General features: G+C 43.2%; 12 protein-coding genes. All 12 read right to left on the bottom strand.

Annotation, left to right across the window (positions count from 1 at the left end):
* Positions 1–1,602 (bottom strand): glycoside hydrolase family 43 protein, encoded by a 1,602-nt coding sequence (locus tag BCY91_RS15535; protein WP_245989185.1) that lies wholly within the window; start codon positions 1,600–1,602, stop codon positions 1–3.
* Positions 1,603–2,559: a glycoside hydrolase family 43 protein gene (locus tag BCY91_RS15530; RefSeq protein ID WP_120182949.1), complete on the bottom strand. Its 957-nt coding sequence runs from the start codon at positions 2,557–2,559 to the stop codon at positions 1,603–1,605.
* A 9-nt stretch (positions 2,560–2,568) separates the two neighbouring features.
* Complete coding sequence (locus tag BCY91_RS15525) at positions 2,569–4,980, bottom strand: TIM-barrel domain-containing protein (protein ID WP_120182948.1); 2,412 nt, start codon at positions 4,978–4,980, stop codon at positions 2,569–2,571.
* A gap of 18 nt (positions 4,981–4,998) precedes the next feature.
* Complete coding sequence (locus tag BCY91_RS15520) at positions 4,999–7,611, bottom strand: glycoside hydrolase family 31 protein (RefSeq protein WP_245989183.1); 2,613 nt, start codon at positions 7,609–7,611, stop codon at positions 4,999–5,001.
* Between the two features lie 12 nt (positions 7,612–7,623).
* On the bottom strand, positions 7,624–9,621 hold the full coding sequence (locus BCY91_RS15515) for a glycoside hydrolase family 97 protein (RefSeq protein ID WP_245989178.1): 1,998 nt from the start codon (positions 9,619–9,621) through the stop codon (positions 7,624–7,626).
* A 15-nt stretch (positions 9,622–9,636) separates the two neighbouring features.
* Entirely contained in the window at positions 9,637–10,965 is a 1,329-nt protein-coding gene (locus BCY91_RS15510; protein WP_245989177.1) for a glycoside hydrolase family 43 protein, read from the bottom strand.
* 23 nt (positions 10,966–10,988) lie between these two features.
* Positions 10,989–12,350, bottom strand: coding sequence for a glycoside hydrolase family 43 protein (locus BCY91_RS15505; protein WP_120182946.1), 1,362 nt, complete (start codon positions 12,348–12,350; stop codon positions 10,989–10,991).
* A 17-nt stretch (positions 12,351–12,367) separates the two neighbouring features.
* On the bottom strand, positions 12,368–13,732 hold the full coding sequence (locus BCY91_RS15500; RefSeq protein ID WP_220699490.1) for a glycoside hydrolase family 43 protein: 1,365 nt from the start codon (positions 13,730–13,732) through the stop codon (positions 12,368–12,370).
* A 40-nt stretch (positions 13,733–13,772) separates the two neighbouring features.
* Positions 13,773–15,734, bottom strand: a complete 1,962-nt coding sequence (locus BCY91_RS15495; RefSeq protein ID WP_220699489.1) for a glycoside hydrolase family 97 protein — start codon at positions 15,732–15,734, stop codon at positions 13,773–13,775.
* A 108-nt stretch (positions 15,735–15,842) separates the two neighbouring features.
* Entirely contained in the window at positions 15,843–18,227 is a 2,385-nt protein-coding gene (locus BCY91_RS15490) for a glycoside hydrolase family 127 protein (protein ID WP_120182944.1), read from the bottom strand.
* A gap of 30 nt (positions 18,228–18,257) precedes the next feature.
* Complete coding sequence (locus BCY91_RS15485) at positions 18,258–19,844, bottom strand: nucleoside hydrolase-like domain-containing protein (RefSeq protein ID WP_120182943.1); 1,587 nt, start codon at positions 19,842–19,844, stop codon at positions 18,258–18,260.
* A gap of 7 nt (positions 19,845–19,851) precedes the next feature.
* Complete coding sequence (locus tag BCY91_RS15480) at positions 19,852–21,108, bottom strand: glycosyl hydrolase family 8 (RefSeq protein ID WP_120182942.1); 1,257 nt, start codon at positions 21,106–21,108, stop codon at positions 19,852–19,854.
* Between the last annotated feature and the right edge of the window lie 23 nt (positions 21,109–21,131).

Below are 21,131 nucleotides of genomic sequence, written 5' to 3'. Positions count from 1 at the left end.
CTATTTATCTGGGTTTTCTATTTTATCAGAAATTTGGAAAAAGTCGAAGTCTGCAAATCCTCCCGCAGCTTTTGTTGCGAAATTGAACAGGGTAAAACGGTAACCGATAAACTGTGGGATGGTGTAGGCCATTTTTAACGGTGTTCCTATTTTTTCCCAGTTTTTGCCGTCTAAACTGTAGTAGAAATCGGCAGTATCTTTCCGGTCCCTAAAGTCGCACGTGGCTTTAAAAAAAATGGTCTTTTGTTGCAGTGGAATTTCGCTCACCTGCTCTGGGTTTCCTGTACTTGCATTTACCATCACAATGTTTTTTGTGCCGCCGTTTACTTTAACGCCTACTAAGCCGTAATTTTTTTGAAGCAGCCCCAAACCTGCAAAATCGCCATCTTTCATATTGGATACGTCAATTGATGTTGTTCCGCTGCTTACAGGCCCAATAGTGCGTTGCGTAAGCGAGTTGCGGGCCAACAGGAAATCGTTTGTGACGGCACCGGTTTTTAACCTTAGGTATCCCTTCCGGGCTTTAACGGACCATAAACTATTGTCTGGATTGTGGTTCCATTGCCATACCAGCGGTAAATCTGCATCGGTTTTTTTGCGCGAAAAATCGTCTGAGTTTACTATCCCCGGAATTAAGCTTTTATTGGCAGGTAAATCTAAATATTGAGGTACTTTTCCATTTACTCCCAATACCGGCCAGCCGTCCTCCCACTTTACCGGAACCAAATAAGGGATACGGCCTACCGCTCCATTATCTCTAAAAAGATAGGCATACCAGGTTCCGTCTGGCTGGTCTATCAGTCCGCCCTGTGCTACGCCCAAATCTTGTAAAACCACCTTGCCTTCCCAAGGACCCGTGATTTTATCTGCGCGATGTACAATTACCGTACGCATACTGTTAGGTGGCCACGAGATGTTAAACAGGTAATATTTGCCGTTTACCTTAAATAGCTGGGAACCTTCTGCGGGTAAGCCTCCCTGCTTGCCGTTTATCTGGCTTGGTGCGGTAGCGTTCTCTATAACTACGCGGTTTAAACCTCCTTGTTTTACTCCCGATAAATCGGCATTTAATTCTACCAAAGTAAGTTTGCCACCGCCATAAAGCATATAAACCTTTCCGTCATCGTCGAAGAACAGCGAATGATCATGAAAGCTTGGTTTAAACGTTACCCTTTTCCAAGGCCCGTTTTCGATATCTTTAGTGCTATAGATATAGGTTTGTCCAGTGGTTTGTGCAAAGGTGGAAACATAAAAAGTGTTGTTGTGGTAACGCAAACTGCTTGCCCAAGAGCCCCGCCCGTAGGTTCCTTTTCCGTCGGTTAGGTTCATAGCATCCACGTTGGCTAAAGTATCATAAGCGTAACTCACCAGTTTCCAATTGCTTAAATCTTTGGATTTCATGATAGGTACGCCCGGTGCCATGTGCATGGTGGTGCTGCTCATGTAGTACGTATCGCCAACTCTAATCATCGCCATGTCTGGCACGTCGGCATAAATAATCGGGTTGTGCGCCTTCTGTGTATCTTGCGCGTTTACTTCACAAACAAAGCCTGCTAACAGCCCTCCTGTTAACATTAGGGTATATTTTATCTTTTTCATCATTTATTTAATTGGCGCAACGCCCTCTTTTGTTTGTACAATTTTTTGGATAGTGCCATCGGCATTGTAGTGCATTTCATCTACGCATACAGAACGGCGGTAGCTTCCGCCTGTGGGCAGGCTGCCATTATGGTAGAAGAAATAAGATTTCCCTTTATAGTCGATAATCCCGGGATGGGTAGTAAAACTGTTTGGCACATTTTCTTGGATAATGCCACGGTACTCCCAAGGTCCGTTGATGTTTTTAGCCGTACAATATTCAATCATTTCTGGCTTTGTACCGGCGCCTGCGTAAACTAGATAGTACAGCGAGTTTCTTTTATAAACCCAAGGGCCTTCTATAAAGCCTTTTGGCTTAAAGGTAGAAATAGGCCCGTCCAGCTCTACCATGTTTTCTTTCAGCTTTACAGATTTGCAACTGCCATTGCCCCAAAACAGGTAAGCCTGGCCATCATCGTCAACAAAAACGGTGGGGTCAATATCATCCCAGGCGTGTTTGTTGTCTGTGGTCATCTCATTAACAATTAACGCTTTGCCAATGGCATCTTTAAATGGACCGGTAGGACTGTCAGAAACTGCAACGCCTATTGCCGCGCCGCCTTTGCTTATGCTGTCGGATTTATGAAAGGTAGAAACGTACCAGTAAAATTTTCCGTTACGCTCCACACATTGCGCGGCGTATGCATCGCCGGTTGCCCAAGAAAAGCTAGCGGGCGAAAGTGGTGCACCGTGGTCCTTCCAGGTTGCCATATCTGTGGTAGAGAATACGTGCCAGTCGGCCATTTTGTAATTCGTATCCGAGGTGGTGGCTACGTCGTGCCCGGTGTATAAAAACAAGGTGTCTTTATAAACCAGTGGCGAAGGATCAGCGGTAAAAATGTGGCTGATAATTGGATTTTGTGCCTGCGCAGTTAATGCTGCCGCAAAAAGTGCGAGGGTGCTAACAATGGTATTTTTCATATAAAATATTTAGAACTTAACTGATTTCTTTTTGCCTGTATAGTTTATCTGTATTTCTTTTTTTGTGCCTGTGCCGGATGTATCAGCGCCTGATACTAATACGATATTGAACTTTCTGCTATCGAGCATCCCCTTAAAAAATCCTTTCCTATCATGCACTGTTAGGGTATGTTTTAGATCATCCCAACTGAAAGAGATGGTGCTGTACGCGCCTTTTTCGTAATTATAATTGTCGTTTTCATCTTCGTATAACACAAAGTTCCCGTTTGCGCCCGGGTAGATACGTATTTCTAAACTGTCCCATTTTTTCTCTGTGGCATACTGCACGCGCGGCCCTAAAGGCATAATTGAGCCTGCTTTTACATAAAGAGGCAACATGTCTAGCGGTGTTTCTTTAGAGGTTTTGGCGCCTCCTTCTAGTTTTTCGCCGGTCCAGAAATCAAACCAAGCTGTGCCAGCGGGCAGGTAGGTTTCTTTGGCTTTAAGCTCGCTAAAATCTTCTTTTTTTACCGTGTTTGCTCCCGATCCCGATACTTGGGTGTACATAGCGCTTGTAACGGGGCTTACCAAGATTGATTTTCCGAACATATACTCATCGTTTATGTCCAACACATTTTTATCGGCCGGAAAATCCATCATTAGCGCTCGCATCATGCTGGATTGGTTGGCGGTTACATCCCAAGAGGTGGAATAAATGTAAGGGAGCAAGGTATATCTAAGGTTGATGTACTTCTCGATAGCGTCATAGGCGCGGTCGCCTTTTTTGCCAAACTGGTAAATTTCGCGAGGCGCATCCGCACCATGAGAGCGCATCATTGGGCAAAAAGTGCCGAATTGCAACCATCGTACATATAATTCCCTGTATTCTGGATCATCCAATTTCCGTTTAAAGTTGTTTAAGAAGAACCCACCGATATCGCTGTTCCAATATGGGATTCCGGTAAGCGAAAAATTGAGGCCCGCTGAAATTTGGTTTCTCAATGCTGCCCATGAAGCGGTAACATCGCCGGACCAGGTATTTGCGCCGTAACGTTGCTGGCCCGCAAAGGCCGACCTTGTTAAGATAAAAACGCGTTTTGCATTATCAAGCTCGCGCTGGTGTTTGTAAACGCCGCCCACCGTCATTAAAGGGTAGGCATTACGCACTTTTCTGAAAGAACCTAAAAAAGTTTGGTTGTCGAGATCAGAAGGTTTAAAATCCAAGTGATCGGGTTCTGTCGAGTCCATCCACCAACCATCAATCCCCACGGAACGGAGGCCTTTATCAAGGTAATTCCAATAAATATCCCTGGCTTTAGGGTTATAGGCATCATAAACCCTCACACCAGATGGATAATCACGGTTTGGTGGCCATTTTTCTGAACCGGACTGAGGCCAAGTGTTAAAGTTGAACAGCGCATTTATACTGTCCAGATCATGGTATTGCTTAGTTTTTGGGCCAAAAGAACTCCAAATAGAAATTAATGCGTGCGCATTAAGCTGATGAATTTCGTTTACCATCCTCTTTGGATCTGGAAATTCGACATTCAAAAATTCCATAGCGTTCCATAGATAGTTGTTGCCCCAATATTGCCAGTCTTGTATAATCCCGTCTAAAGGCACATTTAAATCGCGGTACTTTTCTACTACGCCCACCAACTCATCCTGACTTTTATAGCGTTCTTTACTTTGGAAAAAACCGTAGGTCCACAAAGGAAACATGGGTACTTGGCCTGTGAGTTCCCGCATTTTTGCAATTACGCCATCGGCATTTTTGCCGTACATAAAATAGTAGTCTATGCCGTCGCCTACATCAGAACTAAAGAAAGTACCTTCTTGGTTATCTTTAAACTGTGTTGGCGAGTAGTTGTCCCAAAACAGCCCGTAGCCTTTAATAGATTGAAAAAATGGCACATAATCGTCTGTATTTCCTTGCACCATGTTTAAGCTGAGGTTGCGCTGCACCATTTTACCGTGTTGCTGCTGGCCTAATCCGTAAATGGCTTCGTCTTTATCTAGCACAAATGTTTGCCGCACGGTAAACGTTTTATTGCCTGCATCATCAAACGGAGTAAAAGATGCTCCTTGTTCTTTCTCTGCCAATAGCTGGGTATTGTTTGGAGCCGAGAAACTTACCTTGCCCGATGTTAAAGAAACAGCTACGGTAAGTTGTTTAGTTTTTAGCGTGAGCTGGTTGCCGTTTTGCGCGGTGCTGAAGCTTGTTTTTACTGGCGTTTGTATTACCGAAAGACTTTCTTTGTTAAAGGTTTTCCCTAAAGGATATTTCACAATGCGCACCACCTCGGGGCCGTAAAACTGGATTTTTACCAGCATATCTTTTGTGCTTAGCTGTAATCCGTTAGGCACATTGGTATAATTTTGGGCCTTTGCTGAAAATGACCCCGCGAGGAAGCCTAAGATCATGATTTTAAAAATTTTCATCTTTAGTTATTTATTTTGTTAAAGTTTTACCGTTGTGCGCTTGCCACTGTACGCTATCGCCTTTATGTCTGTTATTTTGGTGGTTGCTGTTGCTTTTCCGGCGAATTTTACGATATTAAATACCCGGTTTTTTAGCGCATTTGGATAGCCACCTTGTACAGCTCCGATAGTTAAGGACTGCTTTTTCTGGTCCCATTTAAAGTTTATCAGGCTATATTCTCCTTTCTCGTAGTTATAACTGTCTCCCTCGTCTTCGTACAAATCAAAAGAGGCATCAGCGCCGGCATAAACGCGTATTTCTATAGTATCTCGAGCTAATTGAGCGGTAGATTGCGCCACTTTCCCCATGGGGATGATGGACCCTGCTTTTACAAATAAGGGTATTTCATCTAGCGGAGCTGCGGTATTTAGCGTTTGCCCGCCGTTAAAATACGCCCCGGTCCAAAAGTTAAACCAGCCTTCGCTTTTTGGCAAATAAACCGGCAGTGCTGCAAGGCCCGGTTTAGCTACGGGTGCTACCAAAAATGATTTGCCAAACATATACTCAAAGGGCTGGCTAACCGCTACTTCATCATTTTGGAAGTCCATAACTAAAGGACGCATCATGGTGGCGTTATTTTTATGGATCTGCCATGCTTCTGCGTAAATGTAGGGCATTAAGCGGTAGCGCAAATTCAGCATTTTACGCATATTGCTTTCTACGTTTGTACCGTATTTCCAAGGTTCGGTTTCTGTTTGATAGCCGTGCATACGGAAAATGGTGTTAAACGTCCCCCACTGAAACCAACGGGTCAGAATTTCGTGATATTTCTCATCGGTGTATTGGCTATTTCCAGGACGGAAGAAGCCACCTATATCTGTGGTCCAGTAGGGCATACCAGTTAAAGCGTAGTTGAGCCCAGTAACAATTTGCCTTTGGAAAGCGTCCCAATCCCAACCGATATCTCCGGACCAATTTATGGTGCCGTAACGTTGCTGGCCCAAAAATGCCGACCGCGTAAGTATAGTTACACGCTTTTGCGGATTTGTGGTCCTTTGCCCATCATAAACCGCTTTGCTTACAAATAAAGGATAGGTTAAACGGTAAAATTCGCCTAAACCAAAATAGGTTTCTTTACCGGCCAGCGCATCGTTTTCGGGCTCGGTTGCGTCCATCCACCACGAATCAACACCGTAACTAAATAGGTTTTTGTTTAAAGCTTCCCAATGCACTTTTTGCGTTTCGGGATTATAAATATCAATCCAAGGGCTATCTTTTATAAAAAGATTTTTGTTTAGATAAGCTTTTGCGATCTCGGACTTTTTATCCAAATTCTCCCATACGGATATAGAGAAGTGCGCGTTTAAATCATGTATTTTTTTGATGAACTTCTCTGGCTCGGGATAATGGGTTTCATCAAACTTTGGAACGCCCCAGCCGTACTTGCCCCAGTATTGCCAGTCTTGAACAATCACATCTACCGGCAACTTCCTTCGCCTAAACTCTGCCACGGTATTTACCAGATGATCACCAGAGGTGTATCTTTCTCGGCATTGCCAAAATCCGTATGCCCATAAAGGCAACATAGGAACTTTGCCCGAAAGGTTCCGATAATTAGCGATAACCTCATCCGCATTATCCCCAAAGAAAACTACATAGTCTAAAGATTTAGCATTTGGCGACTGAAATACCGTTTCGTTGGCCGTTTTTTTATAGGATAGTTTGGGGATATTTCTTGTTGCGCAAACAATCTGGACGGTATGTTCGCCAGCTTTTAATTTGATGAGCTTCCCTACTGCCGGCGGCAGCCATAAATTGCTTTGATCTATAAACGGAACGCCATCAATAGTAAGCAAATGACGGCTGTCCATATTCCCTAAATCGAGCAAGAAACTGTATTCGCCGTCTGCGGCAACACTAAATTTACCGGTATAAAGCGCCTGTTGTTGCGAAATTTTTTGGGTGCCCGATGTGGTGGTTACTTCCACCAAGCTTTCTTCCGAGGCGGTATTTACTTTTTCTAAATTAACTGGCTGAGTGGTGGGGTTGAAGTAGGTAAGCCCATATTGGTGCCACAGAATGCCGTAACCTTTGCTAGAGTACAAAAACGGAACAGCTATTTGAGTGTTTACTTGGATGAGTTTTCTGCTTAAATTACGGATATCGAAAATACCGTCTTGAAATTGTCCCAGACCAAACAAATGTTCATCTGCGGGCGAATTAAAGCCCTGCTCTGCCACAAAACAAGGTTGGCCCTGCACGGTATTGCTTGTGAGTTTCCTGCTACCCGGTTTCTCACTTAAAATAATATTTCCGCTGCGGTCTGTAAAATCAATTGCGCTGGTTTGCTTATTAAAGTTAAGGATGATTTTATTGGTTTCTAAGGTAACTGCCGAAGCACTTTCGGTTGTTTTAAACGCCGGAATTGGGGCATTATTCACTAAAACAAATTCCTTATCTTCCCTCATATCATTTTTCTCCCAGCGGATTCTGATCGCTTGCTCGGTTAAGGGGATGATGTATAGGATGCCTTCATCCAGCTGTATTTTTAGCTTGTTTTTTTCTAATACTGATGATTTGTAAACTTGAGCGCTTACCAGCGTGGGCAAGATGACAAGTGCCAGGATTAGGTGGTATAATTTCTTCATCATGTTTACCAAAATCTAATTTTCAAGGGGTATAAGTGAAGCGGCAAAGCCTCCACGTCTTAAAAGCCTTACGTCGACCGTGCTGGCGCTGTCCACCAACAATCTTCGGGTAAAAAAAGCTTTATCATGCGGTCCGTCTGCTATTAGCAAAAGCTTATATTTTGTGCCCTGTGGTAAAAAGCTAAGCGATATTTTCTTGGTTTTTTCTGTGCGGCTTTCTCCATTTATGCCGCCAATGTACCAGGCGCTGCCCTTTCGCCTTGCGATGATCACCTCTTTTCCGGGATATCCGTCTAATAGCTTCGTATCATCCCAAGAAACAGGGACCGTTTTTAAAAATGATTTTGGAGCATCTGGCAACTCATCGTATCCGCTGGGCCGATCTGCAAAATGCTGCAAACCCGATTCGAACAAGACGCTTAGCGCCAGCTCGTGCCCGTATGATGTGGTATGGGGGTATTGCGAGTTGGTAAAAGTTACGGGTGTATAATCCATTGCGCCTACCACATTACGGGTAAAGGGTAATGTAGCGTTATGAGACGGAGCTGTGGCCGTAAGCTCGGGTCCGTTGTTGTACCACTCGGCACCGCGTACCGCCTCGTAGGTCATCAGGTTTGGATAAGTTTTGGTCCAACCTCTTGGTACTATACAGCCGTGAAAATATACCATCATCTCAAAGTCTGCCGCGTCTTTCAAGATATCCAGATAGTACTTGATCATATCCTGCTTTTCGCTTTCAAAAAAATCAATTTTAACGCCTACAAAACCCATTTTCTTCAGTTTTGTAAATTCTTGTACCCGGTTTTCATGTGTAAGCATCCGGTCTTTTGGTGTAGCGGGAACATACGTGTGCTTACCGCCGGAGTTATACCACAGTAAAGGCTTTACTCCCTTTGCCAAGATATACTTTGCAGCATCTTCCAGGTTTCCGCCGTTGCCCATTGCATCCCACTCCCAATCCAGCAGGGTGTAAGGCCAATCCATGCGCGCGGCCAAATCGGCAAAATCTGTAACCACCTTAAAATCTTTTGTACCGTGGTTGTTTGACCAATAATTCCAAGATACGGCGCCAGGTTTAATCCAGCTGGTGTCTGTTATGGCAGATGGGGGAGAAACATCATCTACCAGTGTTGATGATACGATATCTGCCAAACTGCCCATAACGATAACACGCCAAGGAGATTTCCAAGGAAGCGTTATTTTTGGCAACACCTCGCCTTGGCCGGCACCGTCTTGAGGGTTAGGGAAAGTGAGCTTGTATTTTGTGGTGTCTAGAGCGTCGCTTAATTTGGTTCCGCAATAAGTTTCATCTAAGCCTGCTTCGTGCAGCAGAAACCACGATTTTTCTGTTTCGGAATTGAAAAGTGCCGGGTAGCACCATTCTTGGTGGACTGTATTTTTTGCGCCCTCCATGGCGGTGTACAGCCCTTCATTAGCAGGGTTCCATTTTTGTAGCCAGCGCTTGTTTTGCGGTGGCACTGTGTAGGCGGTTAACTCGTCTTTAACCACAAAATTGCCTCCGCTTTCCGGAAACTGGTACCTAAAGGCCACACCGTCGTTATAAGCTCTGATGATGATATTTAACTTGCTTTTTGATGGATTTTGGAAAGACACCACCACCTCATTAGCGGCATTTGTATTGATGGATTTTTTCCCATGTATAGCGCTATAATTTTCGGTAACCAATACCGGATTTCCGGCTTTTATAAATTTTAATTGGTCGGCAAAATCCTGGTCACTGCGTGATAAGCCTAAGTCTATACGCGGAATTACTTCTTCTTTTTTTTCTGTATCTCCATAATACACCCGCAAAAACCATTTATCGGCGCCTGTTTGCTCTTTAAGAAGAGCCACTTTTATTTTTTTGTTTGGCGATTGGATGTTTAACTTTTGCGCCATGAGACCGGTTTGACTTAGGATTAATAAAAGCCCAATCAAAACATAGTTTTTGTACACGGATTTGAAATACATTTCTCCAGAAATATTATAAAGTTTATCCCTTGTTGCTCCCATCTAATCTTAAAAATCTTATTTATCCAGTTTCCACCAGTCAAAATCAAACAGGTTAGCTTCGCCGCCTTTAAAAATGAGGTACACATCATGCACCTTTTTAACCTTTGTAAGTTTAGATGAGCTAATGTTCCACTGCCCTAAATTGCCGACTGGCTTTAGTTGGCAAGTGGTGATAATTGGCCCGTTTAAAGAATCAATGCGTATTTCTATTTTTGCACCGTCTTTAACGTTTGCCACACTCGCTTCAAATTTCTTAGCTCCTTTGCCAAAATCAACACCGCTCACTTTTAAATAATCATTGTTATTGATATTGGTAACATACATCCCGGTAGCTTTATCCTTATTGGTTTTTAGCCCTTCGGACCAAGAAATGGTTTCAGCTTCTACACGTTGGTAAGGGTTGAGCGAAGAAATTTGCGCCACTCCTTTTGGATCCCAGTACGGAAGTGTATTAATGGTACCATCGGCGTTGTAAGTCATCTCGCCCACCGATACAGACCGTCTTTCCGAATGCTCTTGGGTGATTCTTTTCAACAAATCGTAGTTCAATCCGAAGGCATAAGATTTTCCTTTATAATCAATAATACCCGGATGGTTGCCTCTTGATTTTGGTGTAGCGTCCATAATCATCCCTTTATACTCCCATGGGCCAAGGGGAGAATTGCTCATGGCATAACCAATCCCTTCTGGGCAACAGGTAGATGCGTAGGCCAAGTAATAATGCCCATTGCGTTTCCAAACCCATGGACCTTCTTGATAATTTTTAGGCTTGCTCTCCATTTTTATGATTTCCCCTGAGTAAGAAATCATGTCCTTGTTTAGTTTTACACAGTATAAATCAGGATTTCCCCAGTACAAATAAGCTTGGCCGTCATCATCTATAAAAGGAGATGGGTCAATATCATTCCATATATGGTCAGAGTCTATCAGTCTTTTATTTAATGGGTCCTTAAACGGCCCGTAGGGATTATCGGCCACTAAAACACCTATACCGCCCCCGTGCATGGGGCAGTACATATAAAATTTTCCGTCGCGCTCAATGGTTTGAATAGCCCATGCTCCGTTATCTTGCTTTGCCCAGCTAAAATCTTTCAAAGAAGCCACAACACCGCGGTCTGTCCAGTTTACCATATCTGTAGAGGTATAAAGCAACCAATCGAGCATTTTAAAACCTTTGGCATCGTCCTCATCATGGGTGGTGTATAAAAACACGGTGTCGTGATAAACCATTGGTGCAGGGTCCGCCGTATATTTGGTTTGGATAATTGGATTTTGTGCGAAACACACATTTGCTAATACCGTAGCTAATAAGGCCATTTGCCATTTATAAGTCTTTTTCATCATCTACTTCTTAATTTTTTTTAGTTTCACTTGCTAAATCTCCAGTAATCAAAATACATTAAATCGGTCTCTACTTTTCCTTTATATACAAAGTACAGATCATGAACTCCATTGAGTTTTGGCAAGCTCGCCGATACCAGGCTCCATCTGTCGTTTCCGCCTGTTCGGGGTATTTTTACCGTAGCTATCGGTTGCCCATCCGGGTTGTCTAAATAAATTTCCATAGTGATTGGCGTGTTATGGGTGGTTCCTACACGTGCGAAAAATTGAGAAGGCCCGCTTTGTCCAAAATCAACATTTTTGACTTTTGTAAAGGCGCCGTTTTTCTTTGCGGTTATAAATACGCCAACTTCTTTGTTTTGATATTCTTTCACATCTTTTGACCATGCGATGGTTTCCGCTTGGTTAATGATGTATGGATTAACGGTACCTAAGCCCTTTTTAATCCCCTCTGTCATTTTCATTGGTTTTAAGGTGCCGTCTTTGTTAAATTGGGCCTCTTCTACTGCAACAGACCGGTTAAACCCGCCCCCGCCCGGCAATGCGCCGTTATGGTAAAAAAAGTAGGTTTTCCCTTTATAATCCACTAAACCGGGATGGTTGGTAAAGCTTCCTCCTTCTTGAGGCATTAAAGTTCCCTCGTATTTCCAAGGACCTAGCGGGCTTTTACTGGTTGAGTAGCCAATGTGCTCGGGCAATGGGCCTCCGGGCCAAAGCAAATAGTACAAATTATTGCGTTTGTAAAGCCAAGGTCCCTCTTCGTAAAGCGTTGGCCTTTCTGGGTTGCCATCTCTTTTTCCGAAAGAGGCTTCGGTCATGGGAACCAGCTGTGGCTCTCCGGAGATGGAAATCATGTCTTCATTCAGTTTTGCGTATTTGAGCAATGGATTGCCCCAATATAAATAGGCCTGCCCGTCATCATCTATAAAAGCTGTTGGATCGATATCGCCAAAACTCATCTGCACCAGCGGTTTTCCGAGCGGATCAATGAAAGGACCATAAGGACTATCAGCAACCGCAACGCCGATTGCGGGACGGTTGTTTTCTTTTGAAGTAACCGGGGCGTAAAGGAAAAATTTCCCGTTCCGCTCTACCACTTGTATTGCCCAAGCATCGCCTTTGGCCCAGTCAAAAATTTTATAGGATGCTATTGCGCCATGGCTTGTCCAGTTCACCATGTCCTCGGTGGTATAAAGCTTCCAATCATTCATCACAAACCAGGTGGAATTATCTTCGTCATGGCTGGTATATAAAAATAGTTTGCCGTTGTGCACCATAGGCGCGGGGTCTGCGGTGTAATTGGTTTGCACGATTGGATTTTGGGCAAACAAAAAGTTGCTGCTTGCTAAGCACAATAGGGTTGCTAAACCTCTTATTTTAAAATTCATAGCATTTATAGATTATCTTATTTTAAAAAGCGCCAGTAATCAAAGTTGAATAGTAGCTGTGGCTCTTTCCCCCTAAACACAAAATAAATATCATGCACACCTGTAATTGCTTCTACCGGCGTAGTTATTTCTTTCCAGTTCTCCCATTCTCCGGTGTATGGCACTTTTAAAGTGCCTATAGGTTTTCCTTTCAGCTCATCCGCATAAATTTCAATGGTGCCTCCGTTATACCTGCTAGAAACCGTTGCCGAGAACTGTTGAGGGCTTTGGTTACCAAAATTTACGTCGCGCAGTTTTATATAATCTCCGTTGTGTATAGCGGTAATAAAAACACCTCTGGCTTTGTTTTCTTCTGCCTTCACACCTTTTGAAAAAGCTATTGTTTCTGCTTCTACCCGTTTATAAGGATCTAGTGTTCCGACAGCTTTCACAATTCCGTCTGTCATATTCAAAGTGGGCAAACTGCCGTCTTTCTTGTATTCAAATTGTTCTACAGCTATTGAACGGTTGTAGCTATGCCCGCCAGGCAAAGCATCGTTATGATAAAAAAAGTAGGAATTCCCCTTATAATCAATAATCCCTGCGTGGTTTGTATTGCTTCCTTTTTGGGTAGGCATTACAACGCCGCCCGCCTTCCAAGGACCTGTTATTTTTTTCGCTGTTGAATAGCTGATATTTTCTGGAAACTGAGCCGCATATACCAAATAATACAACTTATTGCGTTTATAAATCCACGGAGCCTCTGTAAACCGTCCGGCAAAGGCTTTTAGGTCTTTGATATCCAGATGCTGAATTTCTCCATCCAGGGAAATCATATCTTGGTTAAGCTTAGCCCAATAGCAGGCGCCATTTCCCCAAAACAGGTACGCTTGCCCATCATCATCTATGAAAACCGACGGATCCAAATCATCCCAAGAATGTTTGGCGTAATTAGTCATGTTATTGGTAACTAATGCTTTACCCAGTGCATCTTTAAACGGACCGTAAGGTGTGTTTGCCACTGCCACTCCCACAGAAACACCTGGAACATCTTTGTTCATGCTGGAAAAATACCAGTAGAATTTTCCGTCCTTTTCTATGCATTGGGCTGCACTTGCATCCATAACGGACCAGGTAATATCTCCGGTTCGCAAGGGGGAACCATGATCCGTAAAATTTACCATGTCTGTAGTGGTGAATAAGCGGTAGTCGCGCATGAGGTAGCCGTTTGAAGGCGCATCATCTTCATCATGGCTGGTATAAATAAAAAGCGTATCGTTAAACACCATAGGCGCGGGGTCCGCGGTGTACAAGGTTTGCACAATCGGGTTTTGTGCATTAGCGCTAACTGCTGTTATCAGCATGAAAAAGATGAATGTGGGTTTAAAGAAAAACTTGCTCATGATGATGTATAAGTTTATACCGTCCTAGAGACCTATTTATTTAATCTTTTTGAACCAGAACAAATCCGCCGCTTGGCTGTATCTCTATATTAATTTTACCGGCTTTGCTAATTTTAACAGATTCTGTAAAGGGCGCTTTGTGGGTATCATCATTATATAAAGCGGTTGTTTTTCCGCCTAGCATTGGAAGTTGAAGTTTGAGTTTGATTGCCTCTTTGGTAGCATTAGCCCCGGCTACATACCATTGCTTGCCATGCCTGCGGGCTAAAACCACGTACTTGCCCGGGTATCCGTCTATCAATACAGTCTCGTCCCAGGTGGTTGGCACTTGTTTCATAAAATCAATTTCAAACGCTGGCACATCTGTTAGGTTGTTTGGGGTAAGCCCGAACATTTGAACCGGACTTTGGTAAAGTATGGCGGTTGCCAGCTGAAAAACGTCTGTGGTTAAGCGCTTATTTCTATCGGTATTGCTTTTGGTTAAGTACTTGTTTAACAGTACCCCTCCAAACTCCATGCTTGCCACCGTGTTTCGGATAAAAGGATGCATGGTTGCATTGTAAGCTTCTATCTCTCTAACATGCTGCGAAAAAATCAGCATTTCCGATGCTACTACTGCTTCGCTGCCCACAAAGTTAGGATACATGCGCTCCCATCCCCGCGGCAAAGTAGCTCCGTGAAAAACAACCATCAAACCGTAATCGTTTGCATCGGAAAGGATGTCTTCGTACAAGCGCATGGTTTCCTGTTTGTCGCCTCCAAAAAAATCGACCTTTAAACCTTTTACACCCACATCTTTCAACCAGCTCATTTCTTTTTTTCGCTCAATAGCGGTACTCATTTTATTTCTTGGCCCTTGGGGTGCATCGTTAAAGGCACCGTTAGAGTTGTACCATAGAAACACGCCTACACCTTTTGATTTTGCATAGTTGATTAAGGTAGCCATGCGCTCTTTCCCTATGTTTTTATCCCAAAGCGCATCAATTAAAATGTATTCGTACTTTAACGAAGCTGCCAAATCAATATATTTTACCTGATCTTCGTAGTTCATGCTGTTATCCTGCCATACAATCCAGCTCCAGGTAGAACGGCCAAACTGATAATCTTTAGATGGCTCATAAAGTGGCTCAACAACATCAAAAGGGACGGTTGTTTCTACAATAGGATCAAGTTTATCTCCTACCGTAATTGTTCTCCAAGGCGTTAAGCCCGGTAAAGAAATGGCGGCGCCGCTGCTTCCAAAACCATTGTTTTGCCTTATATCCGGATATTCGATGGTATAAATGCCTTTATCTGAATATTCACTAAGGTGGGATGCGCAAAACTGGCTGTTTACGCCAGTTTCTGATAGCAATGCCCAGCCATCTTCACCAATTTTAAAAAGAGCCGGAAAAACATAACCTCCGCCAGATCTGGTTGCGCTTTTTAGCGGCCTATCCGCCTGATAGTCGCTTTCATAGCTTGGTGCGGTTCTGGCGAAACCTGTCATTGGCGACATCATCCCGGAAAGAAAAGTTGTTGTTTTATTCGGAAACTTGTAACCTGTGGCCTCTTTTTGTATTACGCAAGACATGCGTTCGCCCATTGCAGGAATCTCGTACCTAAACGCGATATCGTTGTTGCTAAGCTGGAAAACCACGCTTATTTTATATTTTTTAGGGTTTTCAAACACACAGGTAAGCTTGTTTGCCTCATATTTTACTTCCGATTTTTTAATTTTTTGCTGGCTGTAGGTTTTACTTAGTTGAGAGCTATTGCTGCTGATAAAGTTCATGCCTTCGGTAAAATCTGCCTCGTTTGTAGTTAATCCTAAGGGAGAGTTTTCGAGGATTGCTTTCCCTTTATAATTTACTGTATAAGTAATGGCTCCATTGTTTAGCCAGATAGCCACATCCAAATTTTTATCCGGGCTTGCTACCTTCGCAACCTGCGCTTGCAGAGCGCAGTTCATTAACAGAAGAAATGCAAACAGATAATTCTTAACTATATTTATTTTATTCATCGTTTTTAAGTTTTAAACTGGCGCAAATACCAGCGGTTTATTGCAAAAATGCTTAGGAACAATAGGTTCGATTTGTTGGTGTATCCAAAAGAAAACGCATCATTAAATTCAATTTTTAAGTAGCCTGATATAATAAATAGCGCCGGCGGTATTGCCAGGCAAAGCCTGAAACTTTACGCGGATATTCTTCTTCCCTTTAACCATATCATCCGGAATTTTATATTCTTCGGTCTGGAATGCAGATAGATTCCACCTTCCGGTATTTTTTACTGAAGCAAGCTTTTGGTCGTCTATATAAATGTCAAAGTCTCTGTTTCCCCACTCTGCGCCCCAATATTTTACAAATAAAGCAAGTCCGGTTTGCGAGTTTGTTGCCATTTGGTAGCTGAAATAGCCCCCGTTATTTGCTTCCCTAAAAAAGGCATCGTGCGCACTTGCGCCTCGCGAATTTTGTTGTTGCATGGCGTGGTCCACCTCTGGCTGTTGCTCTCCGGGTGCTACAAAATCAATAGTGCGGTTTTGTAAGGCCAGTTTCTCTTTTTCTAATGATGCCACCGAATCCAAGTAAGAAACATATTGTTGGCTGTTCAAAGTCATCCAATACATCATATACCTGGAGTCGTGTATTTTATAGAAAGGTTCAAGCACTAAGCTTTTTTCGGGATTGATGATTTTTTCGTTCACGAATTTAAAGGTCATCGGCTTGCCTTCTACCGGAATTATACGGTTCGAAATGCTTGCAATTTCATCGTCAATTATAATCGGCGCTTGATCTACCGGTAGTTTTTTTCCGCCTGCTATGTGTCCCCAACGGCTATCATCGGCAATCAAACCTCTAAGTGGCTCATCCCCTGTTTTAGCTCCCAGCAAAATAGGACCGTGCATAATTGCCGCATACTCGGCAACGTTTGGCATACGCTCAATAGTAGTACGCATTGGTAGTTTTACATCAACCACATCTCCTTTTTTCCAGGTTCTGTTAATTGCGATGTAAGATGATGGCTGTTGCTGAATAAGGACCTGCTTGCCGTTAACTAAAACCTGCATAGCCCCGCTTTTTACCCAATTTGGGTACCTAATCATCATGGTGAAGTTGGATTTGCCCCCGGTTACCGTTAGCCTTGTTTGTTCTTCTTCTGGAAAAACAGTTTGTTGCTTTAATGTGATTGCTTTTTGTTTCCAGTTTAGTTCCGAGGCAACAAACAGGTTAACGTATAGCGAATCATGACGGTGGGTATAAATTAAGTCCTCGTATTTTCCGTGGTTTTCCATACCGCTTCCTACGCAGCACCACATGGCTTCATTAGGCGCAGAGTACACTCTGTAATGACGGGGGCGGGCTGGCGTAAAGTACACGTATCCGCCGTGTTGCGGATGTTGCGTTGATAGGATATGATTGTACATCGCCTTTTCATAAAAGTCGATATATTTTGCATCAGGGTTTACGCGAAACAAATCTTGCGTAAGTTTGAGCATGTTGTAGGTATTACAGGTTTCTGGCCCCTCCACATCATTAACAAAATCAATACTTGAGGTAACGCTCGGGAAAAACTCTCTACGGCTATTGCCCCCAAAGGCTAAGGTTCTGTTTTTGGTTACCGTTTCCCAAAAGAAGCTGCCTGCGTTTTTATATTGCTGGTCGCCACTTAATTCTCCGATGCGCTCAAAGCCTACGGCTTTTGGCACTTGCGTGTTGGCGTGCTTGTTATCTAAATTATCTACACCTTTTGAAAGTGGATTTAACAACATCTGGTGCGAGAACCTTTTAGCCGCGAGCATGTATTTTTGGTTGCCGGTTATTTGGTAGGCATCTGCGTAAACCTCGTTCATCCCGCCGTACTCGGTATCAAGCATGCGTTGCATTTGCTCTTCTGAAAAAGCGGAGGTTAAATCAATACCCCAATCGCAAAATTTCAAGAAAATATCTTTAGCATCCGCGTTACCGGCGTATAACCATGCATCGCGCAAACCGGCGTACATTTTATGCACATTGTACCAAGGCACCCACGCGCCACGGTAAGGCCCAAAATCGCCTTTTTTTAGGGCGGACCATATTTGAGCGCTATTAGGCACACCGCCTACGTATCCTTTCCCCCATGCAGGGTATACACTGGTATTTGCTTCCTGCGCTTCTTTTAGCTCGGCAATCATATAGCCTATCCGCCGTTTGCATTCCTCATCTTTGGTGGCGGCGTAATTCATGGCCAAAGCAGATAAATAATGCCCAGCTATATGCCCGTCTAAGCCTTCCCAGTTTTTGTAGCTCTCCGCTTTAGGCTTTAAGCCTGCTTCTTTTAGATAAGGCGCCAACAAACGGTCCGTATCATATTGCAAAAGTGTTTTTAGGTTTAAATCCCGCGCATGTTTAAAGGGTCCGTTTAGTAACTGCACATCTTCTAAAGGAAACATGTTTGGATAAAGCTTTTCTTGCGCCGTAGTTTGTCCACTTAAAAAGAAACCAGCAACAATAACGGGGATAAATAGATATTTCATTGTTTTTTTATTTCTACAGATAAAAGCATATTATTCCACATTGATAACGATACGCCTGTACCTGGTTAAACTTGGCTCTCCATCATCAGAAAGTCCTAAAATGATATGAATGGTTTTTCCTTTTGCGTTTGGAGGTACAACAACTTCCGCAATTTCGGATTGGCTATTAGCAACATAAATTGCGTCCTTGTAAGAACTCGGTTCCTGATAAAAAAACCAGTTATATTTTAAACTGTTGCCATCGGGATCACTAGATTTACTAGCATTTAACCTAATTGTTGAATTTGCTTTTGCATAAAGTTGAATAACTTGCATGGTACAGTCGCCATTTACACAGGCCAGAGGGTGGTGATTTGCTTTGTTGTAAGAATCTGTGACACTCCACAGCATTCTGGCAGAAAAGTCATTCCATATTTGTTGTTTCCATCTATTAATGGCTTCTGCCCCTTCGCTTGCATTGGTAAACATAAAATAAGGATCATATTTTGGCTCATCAGCACCGCTTTTAGCAACAAAGTCCATCCCTCTAATGTTGCTCACTTTGGCCAGATCAAATCTTCCTCCCCAACCGCCTTGGTCTATTTGATTAGCATCATGAAGTCCGTTTGAAATGAGGTGCATAAACGCTGGAGAATCTCCTTCCGTAGCCCAAATCCGATTTGGATATTTAGCCCCAAGCACACCTTTCGACCGTACACTATTTTTAACCCATTCATCAGATGGACCCCAACCATAAATAGCTTTGTTTCGGATATAAATAAGATTGGGGAAAGTTTTAGTTATCCAAGCTCCTGCGTCATCCTGTCCTAAAACATCATATATTCTTATTTTGTGTACAAATTTGTTGACCTCATCTGGCGTACGGGTGTTTTTCACCTTCCAAAGGGCTTGAGCGATGGTATTAGCACCTCCCCAGGCGTTTAACCAAATAGGTCGGGGATCATCTTTATCCGCAGCAGCGATGATCAATTCGGAGCCCGGACTGTCCTTACCCTCACCAACACCCGCCATCAGTGCCTTTGCCTGCCCTGTTTTGGCGATAGATTTAAAGTACGCGCCACTTGGGTAACCATCTGCATGAGCTTTTAGGTTTGGAAGCACTCTTCCATAAGCATCGATAATTGAGTTAAGTACGTCAATGCCCAGTTTACCTTCTAACCAAGCCAATCCACAGATGATTCCTTCAATGTCAATTTGATTTGACGATACCAGAAGATGCACCATAGATTGTTCATCATCCGGATCGGTGCCGCCAATATCTGAAGTGACGATGAGCCGTTGCTTTTTAGCACTCAATAAAATGTTTTGATTGGCTAAGGCAAAAGAGCGGAGTACAATCCTCTTTTCCCAATATAACGCATGATCAATCACCAGTGTATCTAAAAAATCCGAAGAAGACTCAACATTTACCGAAATTTCAAACTTTCCATCCGCACCGGTCTTGCTATAAGCATTAGAATTGGATAATCGAACCCGTGCATTTGCTATCGGAGCGTGCGTAGAATTATCTCTCAAATATCCACTTAAAGTGTTTTTCTTGGGGTGGCTAACTTTGGAGAGTGATGGCTGCACAGCAACCAATGAAAATAGGATAATAAAAAAGCAAATCTTTCTCATTTTTATACTAGGTATCGTTCTTCTTTCCTTGATTCCTCTCTGGCGATATAATTTGGTATTTACCGCTCAGGTGCATCAAACTGAAGAGGTACAGTAAACCATCATAATAGGGATCAAAATATCCGTCTGGGTATGGCTCCAGCTTTGCGTTCCACAGTTTATGTACAAAATCAAACTGCTTGTTTTTATTATAAATACTTTCCGTTGTAGCAAGGGTAGAAATTAAACCCAATGAATGCCTAAGCTTTTTAAAGCCTCCTGCGCCTAATATAGTTTCGGGCAATGAGCCATCTACATTAAACTGATCTTCAAAAGTATCCATGCCTCTGGAGCGTATAAATTGCTGCAAACGTTGGGCGTAAGATTGCTGCCACTTTGCATCAGTACCGAACCAGTTATAGTCCATTGCAATGTTCATGGGCACGCGCCAAGAATCGTAACGGAAAGCAGGAACCATCCACCTGGTAGCATGGGCTTTGCCGCTGAACTCTGTATAGTCGTAATTTAAGCCAGTTATCTCGTTGCAGGCCCTGTGTAAGAATATTCTGGAGGTGTCTGCACAATCCTTGTAAAATTTTTCGTGGCCATCCTTTGCGTACCTGGCCCATATCTCCATAAATGATGGCACGTGATAAGAAGGGTCCGTCCAGTTATATCCGTCGCCTTCTGGCACAAAACTGATTTGCTTATGTGCAGTATTAATGATGTTGTAGATATTTCCTGTGCCGTCTTTTGTCCACATGGCATCTAAGATATTTCTGGCCTCGGCATAATAATTTATGCCGGTGTGGTTGCCCCATTTATTGCTGGCGAACAAAAGGCTGGTGATATAAAACAATTCGCCGTCTGATGCAGAACCTTCCGAGTTCTTCTTCATCGTATTTGGGTTGATGCTCCAAGCAAAATATCCCTTGCGCGGTCCTTCTTGGTGCTGGAGGTATTTTTTCGACCATCGCCAAATCCGATCAAAAACCTCTTTTTTATCCAGCTGCACCGCCACCATCATCCCGTATGATAGCCCTTCTGTTCTGGCATCGTGATTTTTCAGATCAGAAACATAGGCCATGGAATCCCCTACCTCAAAATATATTTTGTGAGGCCCTTTAAATAAATCGTCATAGGCTTTTTGCACCTTTGCGTCTATATCTTTCTGCTGATAACCCGCTTCTTTGAAAACATTGCGTGGCCCTTTGCCAGCGGTTTGTGCAGTACCGTATTGCAGAAAAAGCGTAATAAAACCGAAAATAAAAAGGGACAACCTCATTTTAAGTATTTAATTAGCAACTT

It is taken from the genome of Pelobium manganitolerans, assembly GCF_003609575.1.
GTDB lineage: Bacteria > Bacteroidota > Bacteroidia > Sphingobacteriales > Sphingobacteriaceae > Pseudopedobacter > Pseudopedobacter manganitolerans.
Note: the sequence above shows the minus strand (reverse complement) of the source record. Positions and strands in the feature narration are given on the sequence as shown.